Origin of the sequence: Paraburkholderia caribensis (genome assembly GCF_002902945.1) — a bacterium.
In the GTDB taxonomy this organism is placed as follows: Bacteria; Pseudomonadota; Gammaproteobacteria; order Burkholderiales; family Burkholderiaceae; genus Paraburkholderia; species Paraburkholderia caribensis.
In genome coordinates this window covers 543,240-559,093 of the sequence record NZ_CP026103.1, presented here as the reverse complement: position 1 = coordinate 559,093, position 15,854 = coordinate 543,240, and the positions used below count along the sequence as shown (strand labels likewise).

Sequence of the window (15,854 nt, the reverse complement as noted above, 5' to 3'; positions counted from 1 at the left end):
GTCCACCGGCCGGCCCACCGGACATGCGGCTGAAACGTCTGTCCTGCTAACCCGCCGGTTCCGGCAGTTCGCCAGGCACCCTCAGTCTGACCGTGCCCACCGGCCGCCCGACGAGTTCGTCGATCAGATCGGCCATTTCGCACAGCACCTGAAAACCGTGTGCATCGAGCTGGTCCGGGTGATAACGCCGCAAATCGCACATCGTTTCGCCCAGCCGTCTCAGCGCGGCGGGCGTGCTTTCGATCAACGGCCAGCAGTGCATCAGATACGCAAGCGCCGTCACGCTGCGCGATTCGCACCATGTGTCGAACAATTGCAGACAGAGCGAGTTGACCTGCTCTACGACGTTCTCACGCTCGGACAGATAGGCGATCATGAAGCACCGGCTCGACGTTGCATTTCAATGGCTCACATGATCCGCGACCACTATTTGTGTCACAGTCAGCACGCGCTGCAAAACCCGCGTGTGACATCCTGATTCGCGCGTCAGGAAATCCTTAACGCCGGGGCGCGCCGGCAAGCCGCCGCCGATACGTAAAAACCCTTGTACGCCAGCGATTCGTGCTGCGCTTCCCAGGGAAATCCTGACGCTGCAAATCAGCATTTCCTGAATACACAATCCGCCGCCGCCGATTGGTCCTGCATCGCATTGGCCCTAGCATTGGGTCATCGGGCATGGGGGGAGACGCACATGTATGACGACGCTTCGAACGCACTGCCGCTGTACGTGATCGATTTGCGCGCGTGGATCAGCGACTGGTACGACCATGCGTTCAAGGTGGGACTCGTTCACCCGCCGTTTACGCTCGACGAATCGACGGCCGACCGGCTCGAAGGATATTTCAAGGCTGGACTGACGCCAGCGGAGGGCGCGATTGCGTTCTTCGGCGTCGTGCACTGAGGGCCGGGCATGAGATTCGACGAATTCGACGCGCGGCTGTCGCGGCTGCTACGGGCGATGCCCGACGGAACCATTGCCGAATTGACGGACGGCATGATCGCGTGGTGGGACGGCGCGCGGACCGTCTACGCCTGGATCGGCGACGGCGACCGCGACCATCCGGGCGGGCGCGAACTGGATCTTGCCGACGACTGGGGCCAGTTTCACGACTGGCTCGCGGCATGGATCGACGAGCCGCGCTTCAGCACGCGGCCCGAGAAACTCGGCCGCGATACCGCGCAAACGGGCGCGTAAGGCGCGTTCCGCGCAACGCGCGTTCTTCACGCGCTTCACGCACTTCACGCGCCGCGCCTGCGTTTCCGGCTTCACACGAACGGCGCTTCATCCGCCGCATGCTGCGCGGTCTTTGCGACGCGCTTCTTCATCGACGCCGGATCGCGCACGATCGTCACCGCACATGGCGCGTAGGCGAGCACCTGACGCGCGACGGAGCCGATCAGCCAGCGGTCGAACGGCGTATGCCCGCGATGGCCGACGACGAGATGATCGATGTCGTGCTGCTCCGCGTAGAGCACGATCTCTTTCGCCGGCTGGCCGATCACGAGATCGAACTCGGCGCGATCGTTGGATGACGTGAGCTTCGCCTTGATGTCGTCGAGCACTTCGTTCGCGTGACGCAACTCGTAGTCGACCATTTCTTTTCTTTCGAGCTCGATGGCGCCCCAGTCCGGCGCGCGCGCGACGACGAGCACATGCAGGCGCGCATCGAAGCGCTTCGCCAGATCGACCGCGAACGCGACGGCGTGCCGTGCGGACGGCGAGCCGTCATAACCTGCCAGGATGTTCTGCATGATTCGCTCCCTTCCGGTTTGAACCGGTGCGAGCCTTGATTGAGCGGCAGCCTTCGCTGCTGGTCAGTTGTCGTCGCTGCGGGTCGGAAGATGCTCGTGCGGGACGGGCTCGGCCGCGTCGGCGTCGGGAAGGTCGTCTTTCGCGGGCCTGGCGGGCTGCGTGCCGGCTACGGTTTGCGCGGGGTCGAGAGATTGGGCGGTCGGCTCAGCGGACGGATCGGAGGGCATGGTGTGCTCCTGCGCTGATGGGTATCGTAGTTCCATGATAGACCGCATTGCGGCGGCTGTTTGCGCGAACCACGGAGCCAGGCACGATGCGCTTTGCTGCACTGCGTAAGACGGCCTGCACGGATGCGCAGATGAACGGCGTGCGCCTGTCGTAGCAGGATCGTCCTAGCCTTCGCGCCGACCCGATGCCAAAGTGACGGGCGTGTCCAGCCAGAGGAGCTTTCGTGTCCACGCCCGAACCGCTTTCCGCCCATTCCAAGCGTTCCACCTTCGCCACTGTTACCTTGCGTCCCTTCGCGCCGGACGACATCGCTGCTGCGCACGCGCTGTCGCTGGAGGTCAAGTGGCCGCATCGCGCCGACGACTGGCGGCTGGTCGCCGATGCCGGCAGCGGCTTTGTCGCGTTGAGCGAGGGTCGCATCGTCGGCACGGCACTGTGCTGGAAGTTTGGCGAGCATGGCGCGTCGCTGGGGATGGTGATCGTCTCGCCGGACCAGCAAGGCCGAGGCATCGGACGCGAGTTGATGGGGCGTCTGCTCGAGATACTCGGCGGACGGACCACGGTGCTGCATGCCACGCCCGCTGGCCAGCCGCTGTACGAAAAGCTCGGCTTCCGTGCTATCGGCACGATCAACCAGCACCAGGCCACCGATTTTCGCATCCCGAAGATCGTGCTGAAACCGGGCGAGCAACTGCGCCCGCTGCGCGCCGCCGACACGCCCCGTCTGATCGATCTTGCTTCGCGCTCGAGCGGGCTCGATCGCAGCGCGCTGTTGCCTGCGCTGCTCGACGTTGCGCAAGGCGTTGCGCTGGAGCGGGATGGCGAAGTGTCCGGCTTCGCGTTGTTGCGGCCGTTTGGCCGTGGACACGCGATCGGGCCGGTTGTCGTCGAGCACGCCGCAGACGAATCGACACGTCGTGCGCAAGCGCTGATCGCGCATTGTCTTGCGGCGAATGCGGGCGCATTCACCCGCATCGATACGCCCGGCGACGGCGGCATGACGCCCTGGCTCGAAGAACTGGGCCTCAAACGCGTCGACACCGTCATCAAGATGTCCCGCAACGGTGCGCCCGCGGGCGATCCTTCCGTCGTGCAGTTCGCCATCGTCAATCAGGCACTGGGTTAAATCATGACGCTTCTCTACAAGGCCGATCCCGAACGCGGCAAGTTGTGGGCGCAGCACTTCGCGCAAAAGGCGCCCGAGATTCCGTTTCGCCTGTGGCCGGACGTCGGCGATCCGGCGGCCGTGCGTTATCTCGCCGCGTGGCAGCCGCCTGACGACCCGGTGCGCACGCTGCCGAATCTCGAAGTGATCTTTTCGGTAGGCGCGGGCATCGATCAGTTCGATCTGTCGCGGGTACCGCCGCATATTGCCGTGGTACGGATGATCGAGCCGGGGATCGTGGAAGGGATGGTGGAGTATGTGACGCAGGCCGTGCTGACCATTCATCGCGATCTGTTCGATTACGCTTTGCAGCAGCGACAGCGGGTGTGGCGTGAGATGCCCGTGCGGGCGGCTTCGACGCGGCGCGTCGGCGTGCTCGGGCTCGGGATGCTGGGCACTGCCGTGCTGGAGCGTTTGCGCCTGTTTGGGTTTCCCTGTGCGGGGTGGAGTCGCTCGGAGCATCGGATCGAGGGTGTGGAGTGTTTTGCGGGCGTTCAGGCGCTCGATGCGTTTCTTGCTCGTTGCGATGTGCTTGTCTGTCTGCTGCCGCTTACCGATGCGACGCGCGGGCTGCTCGACAAGCGTCTGTTCGGCAGGCTGCCGAAGGGCGCTTCGTTCATTAATGTGGGGCGCGGTGCGCAGGTCAATCAGCAGGATCTGCTCGAGGCGCTCGATAGCGGGCAGTTGCAGAATGCCATTCTTGATGTGACGGATCCGGAGCCGTTGCCGGATTCACATCCGTTCTGGACGCATCCGCGGGTGAGGGTTACGCCGCATATTGCTAGTGCTACTCGGCCTGAGGGCGCTGTTGATGTGGTTTTGGAGAATATTCGGCGGCGGAGTGGTGGGTTGGCGATGGTTGGGGAGGTTGATCGGGGGCGAGGGTATTAGGTTTTTTTTGTCTGCGACGCTAGGGCGTGGGTTTTGGTTTTGGCTGCGCAGGCGGTCTTTTTTGCGTTTGCGGTGGAATCCGCGATTTGCTTTTTGCTGTCGCTGGCATCCGCGATGCGTTAGCTCGCTTCACGCGTCGCCCCTGTGCGGGGCGGCACCTACTTTTCTTTGCCGCCGCAAAGAAAAGTAGGCAAAAGAAAGCGGCTCACACCGCCAGACCTTGTTCTTGCCTGAGGGCCCCCAAAGGGTCTTACGCTTCACACGGCAATCACGTGACACACGTTCGTTGCCAACGCTCTGAATGAGCGCCTCACCCACTTCAAGCACCCGCGTTTCGGCATGCCGCGCCAGCCAGTCCACCGCCGCCCAGGTGGCAAACTGTGTGTCGGCCCTCGGTGCTCCACACGCTTCACTCCAGACCGATTGCGCATGCATCTCACCCTGTAAGAGCGCCAGGCTATACGACGCGACAACCTACACACAGTTTGCCACCTGGGCGGCACATACCATTCGCTGCCGCTGGCTCATGTACGGGTGTTTGAAGCGGGTGAGGCGTCCATTCGAAGCGTTGGCAACGGGCACTAACCACGGCACTGGCGTGTGAAGGATGGGGACGTTGGGGGCCCGTGGACAAAGGTCAAGGGCTGGCGGTGTGAGCCGCTTTCTTTTGCCTACTTTTCTTTGCGGCGGCAAAGAAAAGTAGGTGCCGCCCCGCACAGGGGCGACGCCTGAAGCGAGCTAACGTAACGCGGATGCCAGCGCAAAGGCCAAAAACACCGACCAGCGCCACATCCACCACAAAGGCAACCCACGACCGCCACCGCCACCGCCAGGCACAGCGTCGCAGACAAAAAAAACCAAACCACAGCACAAAATGCTGCCCCCACCCCTAAAAAAACCACATCCACGTTAATAAAGGATTTATTTGGCGAATCACTCGCCATCCCCCTCTCTGTAGTATGAAACGGTCCGCTCCCACTCGCGAAGCGAAGAACCGAGACCCCGCCCCATGCAAAAACGTCAATCCCTGACCGACTCCGACCGCAAACACCTGATCCACCCGGTAATCAGCTATCGCGCCCACGAAGCACGCGGCGTCACCGTGCTGGAATCCGCGCAAGGCGTCTACCTCCGCGACATCGACGGCAATGAACTGCTCGACGCCTTCTCGGGCCTCTGGTGCGTGAACACCGGCTACGGCCATCAAAGCATCGTCGACGCAGCGACAAAACAGATGGCCCGCCTCCCCTACGCGACAGGCTACTTCCACTTCGGCTCCGAACCCGCCATCGAACTCGCCGCAAAACTCGTCGAACTCGCGCCCGCATCGCTGCAACACGTGTACTTCACGCTCGGCGGATCGGATGCCGTCGACTCCGCGCTGCGCTTCATCACGCACTACTTCAACGCGACAGGCCGTCCGTCGAAGAAGCACATCATCGCGCTGCAACGCGGCTATCACGGCTCGTCGTCCGTCGGCGCCGGACTCACCGCGCTGCCCGCGTTCCATCGCAATTTCGATGTGCCTCTGCCGACGCAACATCACATCCCGTCGCCCTACGCGTACCGCAATGATTTCGCCGACGACGCCGCCCTGATCGCCGCCTCCGTCGCCGCGCTCGAATCGAAAGTCGAAGCCCTCGGCGCGGACAACGTCGCCGCCTTCTTCTGCGAACCGATTCAGGGCTCGGGCGGCGTGATCGTGCCGCCTGTCGGCTGGTTGAAGGCCATGCGCGAAGCCTGCCGCAAGCTCGGCATCCTGTTCGTCGCCGACGAAGTCATCACAGGCTTCGGCCGCACAGGCCCGTTGTTCGCATGCGAAGCAGAAGGCGTCGAACCGGACCTGATGACGGTTGCCAAGGGCCTCACGGCCGGCTATGCCCCGATGGGCGCCGTGCTGATGTCCGATGCCGTCTATCAGGGCATCGCCGACGGCGGCGACGGCGCGGCACCGATCGGCCACGGACACACCTATTCGGCGCACCCCGTAAGCGCGGCGATCGGCCTCGAAGTGATGCGCCTTTATCACGAAGGCGGCCTGCTCGCGAACGGCATCGCGCGTGCGCCGCGCTTCGCGCAAGGGCTCGACGCGCTGCTCGCGCACCCCCTCGTCGGCGATGCGCGGCATCGCGGCCTGCTGGGCGCGCTCGAACTCGTCGCCGACAAGCAAACGAAACAGGGCTTCGACGCAGCACTGAAACTGCCGGACCGCATCGCTGCCGCCGCCTACGCGAATGGCCTCGTGTTCCGCGCATTCGGCGACAACATTCTCGGTTTCGCTCCCGCGCTGTGCTACACCGAAAGCGAGTTCGACCTGCTGTTCGAGCGCCTCGAAAAAACGCTGGACGACGTGCTCGCGCAAGCCGACGTGCGCGCCGCACTGAAGGGTTCGATCGAATTTAAACGCCGCGCGGCTGCGTGATAACATCGACCGACCCTTCGACATGCGGGACCAACCGACTCACGATGAGCACCGACTGCAAGCTGGACCGAATCGATCTGCGCATCCTCTCGCAGTTGCAAAAGCGAGGGCGAATCACCAACGTCGAGCTGGCCGACGCAGTCGGGCTGTCGCCGAGTCCTTGTCTGATCCGCGTGAAGCGGCTGGAGAAGGCGGGTTATATCGTCGGGTACGGCGCGCAGATCCAGCTCGAAAAGCTCGGCGACGTGCAGATCGTGTTCACCGAGGTCACGCTCGCCGACCATCGCCGCGAAGACTTCATCAAGTTCGTCAACGCAATCAGGGACGTCGACGAGATCGTCGAATGCCATCTGGCGAGCGGCGGCTACGACTATCTGCTCAAGTTCATCACGCGCAGCGTCAGTCACTACCAGAGCATCGTCGAAGGGCTGCTGGAGCGCGATATCGGCATCGAAAAGTACTTCAGCTACGTCATCATCAAGACGCCGTTCGTCAAGACGCACTACCCGCTCGAAACACTCTTCTCACAGAACCATCATTGAGGCGCAGCGGGTGCGGCGAGGCGGCCAAACTCATCCGCCAGAAAATCGACGCACACGCGCACCTTCGCCGACGACGCCAGCCGCGCCGGATACACCGCCCACACATTAGCGGGCTGCGTGACGCCGGGCAGCACCTGCACGAGCGCGCCCGAGTCCAGCAGCGCGCGCACGTCCCACATCGAACGCAAGACGATGCCGCGCGCCGCAAGCGCCCATTGCACGGCCACTTCGCCGTGATTAGTCGACAGCGGCCCCGTCACCTTGACGGAGACAGTCTCGCCGCGTTCCGTCAGACGCCAGATGCCGAACGGATGGTCGCGCTCCTTGATCGCGAGGCACTGGTGCGTGCCGAGGTCCGCGAGCTGACGCGGCGTGCCGTGACGCTTCAGGTAGTCCGGCGACGCGCACAGCACGCGATGGTTCTCCGCCAGACGCTTCGCGATCAGATGCGGAGCGATGTCGTCGCCGATACGAATGTCGAGATCGAAGCCCTCGCCCGCCACGTCGACGATGCGATCGAACAGGTCGAGCCGCACGCTCAGTTGCGGATAGCGCTCGGTGAGCCGCGCCAGCGCCGGCGCCACGACATGCCGCCCAAAGCCGAAGCTGCTCGAGATGCGCAAGGCGCCGCGCGGCACGCGGCGCGTGGTCGACACGTCTTCCACCAGCCGGTCGACGTCGTCGAGAATCTTTTCGGCCCACGCGTACACGCGCTCGCCCGCTTCCGTGATCGCGACGCGGCGCGTCGAGCGATGAAAGAGCCGCGTGCCCAGATCCGCTTCGAGCATGTTCACGCGCTTGCTGACATACGCCGCCGACACCGACAGCGCATCCGCCGCCGCGCTGAAGCTGGCTTTGCGGGCGACGGTACAGAACACGCGCAGGTCGTCGAGGTTCGGCGATTTATTCACAGTTCGTGCATAGTGGCTTAACCGAAAGCGCGATTTTATGACGGTTAATCAGGAATAGACTAGTCGTTATTGAACGCTGGGTCTGAATGACCCGAACCCTTTCCCGCACATTCCCGGCACATTCCCGACGAGGAGACGCATATGACCCGCAACTATCGCATCGCAGTGATTCCCGGCGACGGCATCGGCAAGGAAGTGATGCCCGAAGCGCTGCGCGCGCTCGACGCCGTCAGCAAGCGCTATGGCATCGGCATCGACTATCAGCATATCGGGTGGGCGAGCTGCGACTACTACGCGCAGCACGGCCAGATGATGCCCGACGACTGGAAGCAGCAACTCGAAGGCGTCGACGCCGTGCTGTTCGGCGCGGTCGGCTGGCCCGACACCGTGCCCGATCACATCTCGCTGTGGGGCTCGCTGCTCAAGTTCCGCCGCGAGTTCGACCAGTACATCAACCTGCGTCCCGCGCGCCTGTTCGAAGGCGTGCCGTCGCCGCTCGCGGGCCGCAAGGCGGGCGATATCGACTTCATGATCGTGCGCGAGAACACCGAAGGCGAGTACTCGTCGGTGGGCGGCACGATGTTCGAAGGCACCGAGCGCGAGTTCGTGATGCAGCAGTCGATCTTCACACGCAAAGGCTCCGAGCGCGTGCTGAAGTTCGCGTTCGATCTCGCGCAGCGCCGCGAAAAGAAAATCACCGTCGCGACCAAGAGCAACGGCATCTCGATCAGCATGCCGTGGTGGGACGCACGCGCTGCCGAAATGGCCGAGCGCTATCCGGACGTGAAGTGGGACAAGCAGCACATCGACATTCTTTGTGCACGCTTCGTGTTGAATCCCGATCGCTTCGACGTGGTGGTCGCGACCAATCTGTTCGGCGACATCCTGTCGGACCTGGGCCCGGCCTGCACGGGCACGATCGGCATTGCGCCGTCGGCGAACATGAACCCGGACCGCACGTTCCCGTCGCTGTTCGAGCCCGTGCACGGCTCGGCGCCGGATATCGCGGGCAAAGGCATCGCCAATCCGATCGCGATGATCTGGTCGGCGGCGATGATGCTCGATTTCCTCGGCAACGGCGCGGGCAAGGAACGCGAAGCGCACGACGCGATCCTCGGCGCGATCGAAGCCGTGCTCAAGGAAGGCCCGCATACGGGCGATCTGGGCGGCAAGGCGAATACGGCTGAAGTCGGCGCGGCGATTGCGCATCGCCTCGCCTGAACCACAGGAGTCTTTAGATGACCAAGCGATATGAGTTGAGCGAACTGATCCGCAGCGACAATTTCATCGACGGCAAGTGGGTTGCGTCGGCAAAAGGCAAGCGCTTCGACGTGACGAACCCGGCCACGGGCGAAGTGATAGCGCAGGTCGCCGACAGCGACGCCGCCGACGCACGCGCCGCCACCGATGCCGCCGCCCGCGCCTTCCCCGCATGGCGCGACGCATTGCCGAAGGACCGCGCGGCCGTGCTGCACCGCTGGCACGCGCTGATGGTCGAGAACGCCGACGCGCTGGGCCGCCTGATCTCGCTCGAACAGGGCAAGCCGCTCGCCGAGGGACGCGGCGAGGTGATGTACGGCGCGTCATACGTGGCGTGGTTCGCGGACGAAGCGACGCGCATCTACGGCGACATCATTCCGCAGCAGCAGCGCGGCAAGCGCATGAGCGCGGTGAAGGAACCCGTCGGCATCGTCGCCGCGATCACGCCGTGGAATTTTCCGCTTGCGATGATCGCGCGCAAGATCGCGCCCGCGCTTGCAGCGGGCTGCACGGTCGTCGGCAAGCCTGCCGAAGACACGCCGCTGACGGCCCTCGCGCTCGTGATGCTCGCGCATGAAGCGGGCGTCCCGGCGGGCGTGCTGAACCTGATCTCGGCGTCGCGCGAGAACGCGGTGCCCGCCGTCGGCGACTGGCTCGAAGACAGCCGCGTGCGCAAGATCACCTTCACGGGTTCGACGCCCGTCGGCAAGTATCTGGCGCGCGAATCGGCGCAGACCTTGAAGAAGCTGTCGCTGGAACTGGGCGGCAATGCGCCCTTCATCGTCTTCGACGACGCCGATCTCGACGCCGCCGTCACGGGCCTGCTGGCCGCGAAATTCCGCAACGGCGGGCAGACCTGCGTGTGCCCGAACCGCGTGTACGTGCAGTCAGGGGTGTACGAGCGCTTCGCGGACCTGCTCGCGACCCGGGTCGCCGCGCTGAAGGTCGCGCCTGCCACCGACCCCGCCGCGCAGATCGGCCCGATGATCAACGCCCGCGCAATCGACAAGATCGCGCGTCACGTCGACGACGCCGTGAGCCGCGGTGCGCGCGTGCTGACGGGCGGCAAGCGCCTGCCGGAGCTCGGTCCAAACTACTACGCGCCGACCGTGCTCGCCGACGCGACGCCCGACATGAACCTGAGCTGCGAAGAGACCTTCGGCCCCGTCGCGCCGCTGTTCCGCTTCGACGACGAAGCCGAGGCGATCCGCGCCGCCAACGACACGCCGTTCGGCCTCGCATCGTACTTCTATAGCCAGGACGTGCGGCGCATCGACCGCGTCGCGCGGCAACTGGAAGCGGGCATCGTCGGCATCAACGAAGGCGCGCTCGCGAGCGAAGCCGCGCCGTTCGGCGGCGTGAAGGAATCGGGCTATGGCCGCGAAGGCTCGAAATACGGCCTCGACGACTACCTGTCGATCAAATACCTCTGCCAGGGCGGGCTCGAATGAACGCGCATGCCTATCCGATTGAAGTCGCGTTTCCCGACATCGCCATACACGAACGCAGCGACACGGGCATCGCGTACGTGCATACCTTCGATTCGGGCGTCGCCGGCCCGCACGTGATGATCAACGCACTCACGCACGGCAACGAGGTGTGCGGCGCGATCGTCGTCGATGCGCTGCTGCGCGCGAAGCTGCGTCCACGGCGCGGCAAGCTGACGCTCGCGTTCGCGAACGTCGATGCGTATGCGCGTTTCGACCCGTCGAAGCCGGATGCGGCGCGCTTCGTCGATCAGGACTTCAACCGCGTGTGGACGGCGCAAACGCTCGACAACGCCGCGCTCGATTCGAGCGAACTGCGCCGCGCACGCGCGATGCGGCCCGTGATCGATAGCGTCGATCTGCTGCTCGACCTGCATTCGATGCACGAAAAGAGCAAGCCGTTGATCGTGGCCGGGCCGCTCGACAAGGGCATCGCGCTGTCGGACAAACTCGGCACGCCTGCTACGGTGATCTGCGACGAAGGCCATCCCGAAGGCCGGCGCATGCGCGATTACGAAGGCTTCGGCGATCCGCAAAGCACGAAGAACGCCTTGCTGATCGAATGCGGACAGCATTGGGAAGCAGGCGCGGTAGCCGTTGCGCGCGATGTGACGGCGCGCTTTCTGCTGCTATCGGGCGTGGTCGATGAAGCCGACTTGCCCGAAGGCTGGACGCTGCCGCTGCCCGACGAAATGCTGATCGTGCGCGTGACGGAGCCGGTCGTCGCAAAGAGCCTCGACTTTCGCTTCGCAGGCGACTACACGGGCCTCGAGGTGTTTCCCGAAGCGGGCAGCGTGATTGGCTGGTCGGATGGCGAAGCGGTGCGCACGCCCTATCCCGACTGCATGCTCGTCATGCCATCGCTGCGGCAGCTGCGCGCGGGCGTGACCGTCGTGAGGCTCGGCAAGATCGAGCAGCGCATCCGGCGCGCGCAATAACCAGCGTCGTCGTCAATTCCAACCATCGTCAACGAAAACACGAGATGAAAGTCCAGCAGATCAAACAAAGCATTGCATTGCAGGGGCTGGAAGACTGGGGCACGGCCGGTCTTCCAGGCACGCCGGAAATCCACGTATCGGGCGTGCAGAAAGTGATTCGTGGCAGCGAGGCGATCGATACGGGCATCTTCGAATGCACGCCCGGCACGTACCGGCGCTCGGTCAAGCAGGCCGAGGTGATGCACTTCCTCAGCGGCCGAGGCCGCTTCACGCCTGACGGCGAAGACACGGTTCACTTCGCGGGCGGCGATACGCTGTTCTTCGAGGCCCATACGGAAGGCACATGGGAAGTCGAAGAGACGATGCGCAAGGTCTACGTGATCTTCTGACCGCCTGCGATCGGTAAGAGCCCTGGTGACCTGCGCAGCAAGCGTCTGACATAACACTACGTCATGGGGACTCCAACAATTCCGGCGTTGCTCCGTCGAAATTGACTCACTATATTTTCAATCAATCCCGCGTTGTTCTGCTTCCTGCGCCACGCCGGAAGCGCGACAGCACGACCTGGAAGATGTCTTTCGCTTCAACCGTGTCGAGGAAACAGTCGTGATCAATAAAACGAAGTTGCGCCCATTAGTTATGACGCTCGCGTTGAGCATCGCGGGGTTGTCGCCCGCGTTCGCGGCGGGGAAAATCACTTTCGTCTCACAAGGCGGCACGTATCAGGAAGCGCAGACCAAGGCGATCCTCGATCCCGCCGCGAAGCAGTTGGGCATCACGATCAACCAGGACAGCATTCCCGACGCGTGGCCGCAAATCAAGGCCCAGGGCGCAACGGGCAAGCCGATCTGGGATGTGGTCGATACGCCCACTTCGAACTGCCTGCGCGGCGGCCGCGAAGGCCTGCTGGAAAAGCTGGACTTCTCGAAAATCCCGAACGCGGCAGCCGTGCCGGAAAAATACCGTACGCCGTATTCGGTTGCGTACGAGTTCTATTCGACCGTGATCGGCTACAACAAGAAGAACCTCAAGAAGGTGCCGCAAAGCTGGAAGGACTTCTGGGACGTGAAGAACTTCCCCGGCACGCGGGCGCTGCGTAACGATCCGCAAACGGTGCTCGAAGCGGCGCTGCTCGCCGACGGCGTGCCGCGCGACAAGCTCTATCCGCTGGATGTGGATCGCGCGTTCAGGAAGCTGCAGCAGATCAAGCCCGACATCACCGTGTGGTGGACTTCGGGCGGCCAGTCGGCGCAATTGCTGCACGACGGCGAAGTGGACATGACGATGATCTGGAACGGCCGCGCCAGCGCAGTGAAGAAGGATGATCCCGATGTCGACTTCACGTTCAACGACGGCATTCTGCAGAACACGCAGTTGTGCGTGCTGAAGAACGCGCCGAATCTGCCCGACGCGATCAAGTTCGTCAACGCTGCGTTGTCGCCGGATTTGCAGGCGAATCTGCCGCTCTATATCGACTACGGTCCTGGCAACCCCGCGGCGTTCAAGACGGGCAAGATCACGGCGAAGCGCGCTAGCGAATTGCCGAGCTCGCCGGATAACGCATCGAAGCAGGCGCTGATGTCGGAAGAATGGTGGGCCTCCGACGCCGGCATCGAGGCCAAGGCACGCTGGCTGAAGTTCATGCAGTAACGTCTGGCCAGGCAGGTCAGCGCATGCGCCCGCAGGAACGTTGTTCGTCGCGGGCGCTTTTCATTTGATTGCTGTTTTCACGCACGGCCGGCGACGCGCCGCACACCATTCGACGTGATCGACTATCTGATACTGGGCGGCGGCTCGGCGGGTTGCGTGCTGGCCGCGCGACTGTCCGAAGACATGGACAAGACCGTGTGTCTGATCGAAGCGGGCCGCGACATCTCGCAGACGAGCATGCCCGCTGCGATCCGCAGCCGCTATCCGGGCCGCGCGTATCTCGACACCAGCAACATCTGGCAGCAACTGAAAGCACGCATGAGCGCGCCAGCGGCGCTGCGCCGCTATGAACAGGCGAAGCTGCTGGGCGGCGGTTCGGCCATCAACGCGCTGATGGCCAATCGCGGCGCGCCCGCCGATTACGACGAATGGGAAGCGCTCGGCGCGCGCGGCTGGAACTGGCAAGCGTGTCTGCCCTACTTTCGCAAGCTCGAAACCGATTGCGACTTCGGCGGCGAGCTGCATGGCGCGGATGGGCCGTTGCGCATCCAGCGCACGCGCTGGCCGCGTATCTCGCCGTTCGTGCAGGCCGTGCTCGGCACACTGCAACAGCGCGGACATGCGTTGCGCGACGATCAGAACGGGCCGTGGGAAGACGGAACGTTCGTGGGGTCGATCGCCGTGAGCGCAACGGGCGAACGCATCCCGACTTCCGTCTGTTATCTCGACGGCGCCGTGCGTGCGCGCAAGAATCTGTCGATACGCACGGGTCTCGTCGTCGATCGGATTCTGTTCGACGGGCAGCGTGCGACGGGTGCGCGGCTTTTGCATGCGGACGGCACACATGAGGATCTGAACGCGGCGCGCGTGATCGTGAGCGCGGGTGCGATTCATAGTCCTGCGCTGCTGCTTAGAAGCGGCATCGGTCCCGCCAGCGATCTCGCCGCGCTCGGCATCGAAGTGCGCGCGGACCGCGCGGGCGTGGGACGCAATCTGATGGAGCATCCGTCGATTGCCGTGTCGGCGTTTCTGCCGCGCGGTGCGCGCACGCCGTTTCCCGACGAGCATCACGAACAGGCAATCGTGCGTTTTTCCTCCGGCTTGCCCGATACCGTGCCCGGCGACATGCACGGCGCGATTCTGTCGCGTTCGGGCTGGCACTCGGTCGGTTATCGGCTGGGGACGATTTTCTTCTGGGTCAACAAGTCGTATTCGCGCGGGTCGGTGAAGCTCGCATCGGCGAATCCGTTCGATGAGCCGCTGGTCGACTTCGCCATGCTGTCGGACCCGCGCGATCTCGAACGGTTGAAGCTTGCGTTACGGTTCGGTGCGCAGACGCTGGCGGCGCCTTCGATGGCCGCCCATCGCGATGCGATTTTTCCGTCGAGCTATTCGCCGCGCGTCGCGGCGGTGGCCGTGCCGGGCATGTGGAACGCGTTGCAGCGTGGGGCGTTGAGCGCGCTGCTCGATATCGCCGGGCCGTTGCGCGGGTCGCTGATCCGGCGCGTGGTGACGCAGGGTGTTTCAATCGATGAACTGCTGGCCGATGATCAGGCGATGACCGGGTTCGTCACGCGATCGGTTGGCGGAACGTGGCATCCGTCGGGGACGTGCAGAATGGGCGCGCCCGATGATCCGCTGGCCGTGACCGACGCGGACGGCGCGGTGTATGGCGTGGAAGGACTGCATGTGTGCGATGCGTCGCTGATGCCTTCGATTCCGTGTGCGAACACGAATGTGCCGACGATCATGGTGGCGGAGAGGGTGGCCGAGATGATAAGAGCGTCGGGAAGCCGAGCTGGGTCCTATGCCCCGATTTGCCTTTAAGAAAAAATACAACAATTTTGTTGCACATATCCACTTATAAATATAACATTAATGTTGTACATTTCTCCCTTCACAACAACATAGGGAGAACATGAAATACAGCGAGTTCAGGAAGTGGCTGAAGCAGCAAGGTGCGACGTTCGAAAGGCAGCGAAGCGGCTCCAGTCACTACCGGGTAACGCTCAATGGCAGGACCACCATCTTCCCCGATCACGGTGCGAAGGAAATGGGTAAAGGACTGGTGGAAGCCATCAGAAGCAACTCGGTATCAGGTGAAGCAGAGAGCCCTGCGTGGGCTCTCTCACTCGCGTATCACGTCCATGTTCTTTGCAAGAATGGCCAACCACGACACACGTATGCTCAGCTACCCGATTAGCCTGACACCCGACGACAACGGAACGTTGCTCGTCACGTTTCCGGATGTTCCCGAAGCCATCACCGTCGGCGACGACGAAGAAGACGCGAAAGTGCAAGCGCTGGATGCGCTCGAGGCCGCGTTCGAAATCTACTTCGCGCAGAAGCGAAGCATCCCGATGCCGTCAAAGGCCAAACGGGGGCAACCCGTCGTCACGCTGCCGGCGCTCGTCACCGCAAAAGTGCTGCTGGCGGATGAAATGCTCCGCCAGAACGTACGAAAGGCCGAACTCGCACGGCGGCTCAGCGTCAACCAGGTGCAGGTGGATCGACTGCTGAACTTCGGCCATTCATCGAAGATCGAAATGGTCGAGTCGGCGTTTGCGGTATTGGGTAAGCGTCTTGATGTTCGCGCGGTGTAATCAG

At 63.4% G+C, this 15,854-nt stretch carries 18 protein-coding genes; 14 read left to right on the top strand and 4 right to left on the bottom strand.

Annotation, left to right across the window (positions count from 1 at the left end):
- Positions 1 to 46: 46 nt before the first annotated feature.
- Positions 47 to 376, bottom strand: coding sequence for a hypothetical protein (locus C2L66_RS31945; RefSeq protein ID WP_054931820.1), 330 nt, complete (start codon positions 374 to 376; stop codon positions 47 to 49).
- Between the two features lie 315 nt (positions 377 to 691).
- On the opposite strand from C2L66_RS31945, the gene C2L66_RS31940 reads away from it, so the two are divergent.
- Positions 692 to 901: a hypothetical protein gene (locus tag C2L66_RS31940; protein WP_007583220.1), complete on the top strand. Its 210-nt coding sequence runs from the start codon at positions 692 to 694 to the stop codon at positions 899 to 901.
- A gap of 9 nt (positions 902 to 910) precedes the next feature.
- The gene (locus C2L66_RS31935; protein ID WP_054931819.1) at positions 911 to 1,195 is read left to right on the top strand and encodes a hypothetical protein; all 285 of its coding nucleotides are present in this window, start codon (positions 911 to 913) and stop codon (positions 1,193 to 1,195) included.
- A gap of 71 nt (positions 1,196 to 1,266) precedes the next feature.
- On the opposite strand, the gene C2L66_RS31930 is transcribed toward C2L66_RS31935, so the two are convergent.
- Positions 1,267 to 1,752 (bottom strand): universal stress protein, encoded by a 486-nt coding sequence (locus C2L66_RS31930; protein WP_054931818.1) that lies wholly within the window; start codon positions 1,750 to 1,752, stop codon positions 1,267 to 1,269.
- Between the two features lie 63 nt (positions 1,753 to 1,815).
- A complete protein-coding gene (locus C2L66_RS31925; protein WP_148654632.1) occupies positions 1,816 to 2,016 on the bottom strand; it encodes a hypothetical protein in 201 nt (66 codons plus the stop codon).
- Between the two features lie 188 nt (positions 2,017 to 2,204).
- Here C2L66_RS31925 and C2L66_RS31920 point away from each other — a divergent pair, with 188 nt between their 5' ends.
- The 4 genes from C2L66_RS31920 to C2L66_RS31905 all read left to right on the top strand — a co-directional run bounded on the left by C2L66_RS31920 (position 2,205) and on the right by C2L66_RS31905 (position 7,001).
- Positions 2,205 to 3,107, top strand: coding sequence for a GNAT family N-acetyltransferase (locus C2L66_RS31920; protein ID WP_060607337.1), 903 nt, complete (start codon positions 2,205 to 2,207; stop codon positions 3,105 to 3,107).
- Between the two features lie 3 nt (positions 3,108 to 3,110).
- The gene (locus tag C2L66_RS31915) at positions 3,111 to 4,037 is read left to right on the top strand and encodes a 2-hydroxyacid dehydrogenase (protein ID WP_054931815.1); all 927 of its coding nucleotides are present in this window, start codon (positions 3,111 to 3,113) and stop codon (positions 4,035 to 4,037) included.
- Positions 4,038 to 5,046: 1,009 nt separating this feature from the next.
- The gene (locus C2L66_RS31910; RefSeq protein ID WP_054931813.1) at positions 5,047 to 6,459 is read left to right on the top strand and encodes an aspartate aminotransferase family protein; all 1,413 of its coding nucleotides are present in this window, start codon (positions 5,047 to 5,049) and stop codon (positions 6,457 to 6,459) included.
- A 44-nt stretch (positions 6,460 to 6,503) separates the two neighbouring features.
- On the top strand, positions 6,504 to 7,001 hold the full coding sequence (locus C2L66_RS31905; protein WP_054931812.1) for an Lrp/AsnC family transcriptional regulator: 498 nt from the start codon (positions 6,504 to 6,506) through the stop codon (positions 6,999 to 7,001).
- On the opposite strand, the gene C2L66_RS31900 is transcribed toward C2L66_RS31905, so the two are convergent.
- Positions 6,995 to 7,912, bottom strand: a complete 918-nt coding sequence (locus tag C2L66_RS31900; protein ID WP_060607334.1) for a LysR substrate-binding domain-containing protein — start codon at positions 7,910 to 7,912, stop codon at positions 6,995 to 6,997. The two genes, C2L66_RS31905 and C2L66_RS31900, sit on opposite strands and share 7 nt — an antisense overlap.
- A 141-nt stretch (positions 7,913 to 8,053) precedes the next feature.
- On the opposite strand from C2L66_RS31900, the gene C2L66_RS31895 reads away from it, so the two are divergent.
- The 8 genes from C2L66_RS31895 to C2L66_RS31860 all read left to right on the top strand — a co-directional run bounded on the left by C2L66_RS31895 (position 8,054) and on the right by C2L66_RS31860 (position 15,850).
- Positions 8,054 to 9,133, top strand: coding sequence for a tartrate dehydrogenase (locus C2L66_RS31895; RefSeq protein WP_060607331.1), 1,080 nt, complete (start codon positions 8,054 to 8,056; stop codon positions 9,131 to 9,133).
- Between the two features lie 17 nt (positions 9,134 to 9,150).
- Positions 9,151 to 10,623, top strand: coding sequence for an NAD-dependent succinate-semialdehyde dehydrogenase (locus C2L66_RS31890; protein WP_060607328.1), 1,473 nt, complete (start codon positions 9,151 to 9,153; stop codon positions 10,621 to 10,623).
- Positions 10,620 to 11,597 carry a M14 family metallopeptidase gene (locus C2L66_RS31885; RefSeq protein ID WP_060607325.1) on the top strand — a complete coding sequence of 326 codons (978 nt, stop codon included), beginning with the start codon at positions 10,620 to 10,622 and terminating at the stop codon, positions 11,595 to 11,597. Before C2L66_RS31890 ends, C2L66_RS31885 begins: the two co-directional genes overlap by 4 nt.
- Positions 11,598 to 11,641: 44 nt before the next feature.
- Positions 11,642 to 11,986, top strand: a complete 345-nt coding sequence (locus C2L66_RS31880) for a cupin domain-containing protein (protein WP_054931807.1) — start codon at positions 11,642 to 11,644, stop codon at positions 11,984 to 11,986.
- A 250-nt stretch (positions 11,987 to 12,236) separates the two neighbouring features.
- Entirely contained in the window at positions 12,237 to 13,247 is a 1,011-nt protein-coding gene (locus C2L66_RS31875) for an ABC transporter substrate-binding protein (RefSeq protein ID WP_054931806.1), read from the top strand.
- 114 nt (positions 13,248 to 13,361) lie between these two features.
- Positions 13,362 to 15,074, top strand: a complete 1,713-nt coding sequence (locus C2L66_RS31870) for a GMC family oxidoreductase (protein ID WP_060610333.1) — start codon at positions 13,362 to 13,364, stop codon at positions 15,072 to 15,074.
- Between the two features lie 91 nt (positions 15,075 to 15,165).
- The gene (locus C2L66_RS31865) at positions 15,166 to 15,450 is read left to right on the top strand and encodes a type II toxin-antitoxin system HicA family toxin (RefSeq protein WP_103323735.1); all 285 of its coding nucleotides are present in this window, start codon (positions 15,166 to 15,168) and stop codon (positions 15,448 to 15,450) included.
- Positions 15,431 to 15,850, top strand: coding sequence for a type II toxin-antitoxin system HicB family antitoxin (locus C2L66_RS31860; protein WP_054931814.1), 420 nt, complete (start codon positions 15,431 to 15,433; stop codon positions 15,848 to 15,850). The genes C2L66_RS31865 and C2L66_RS31860 overlap by 20 nt, the downstream gene beginning before the upstream one ends.
- Positions 15,851 to 15,854 lie beyond the last annotated feature (4 nt).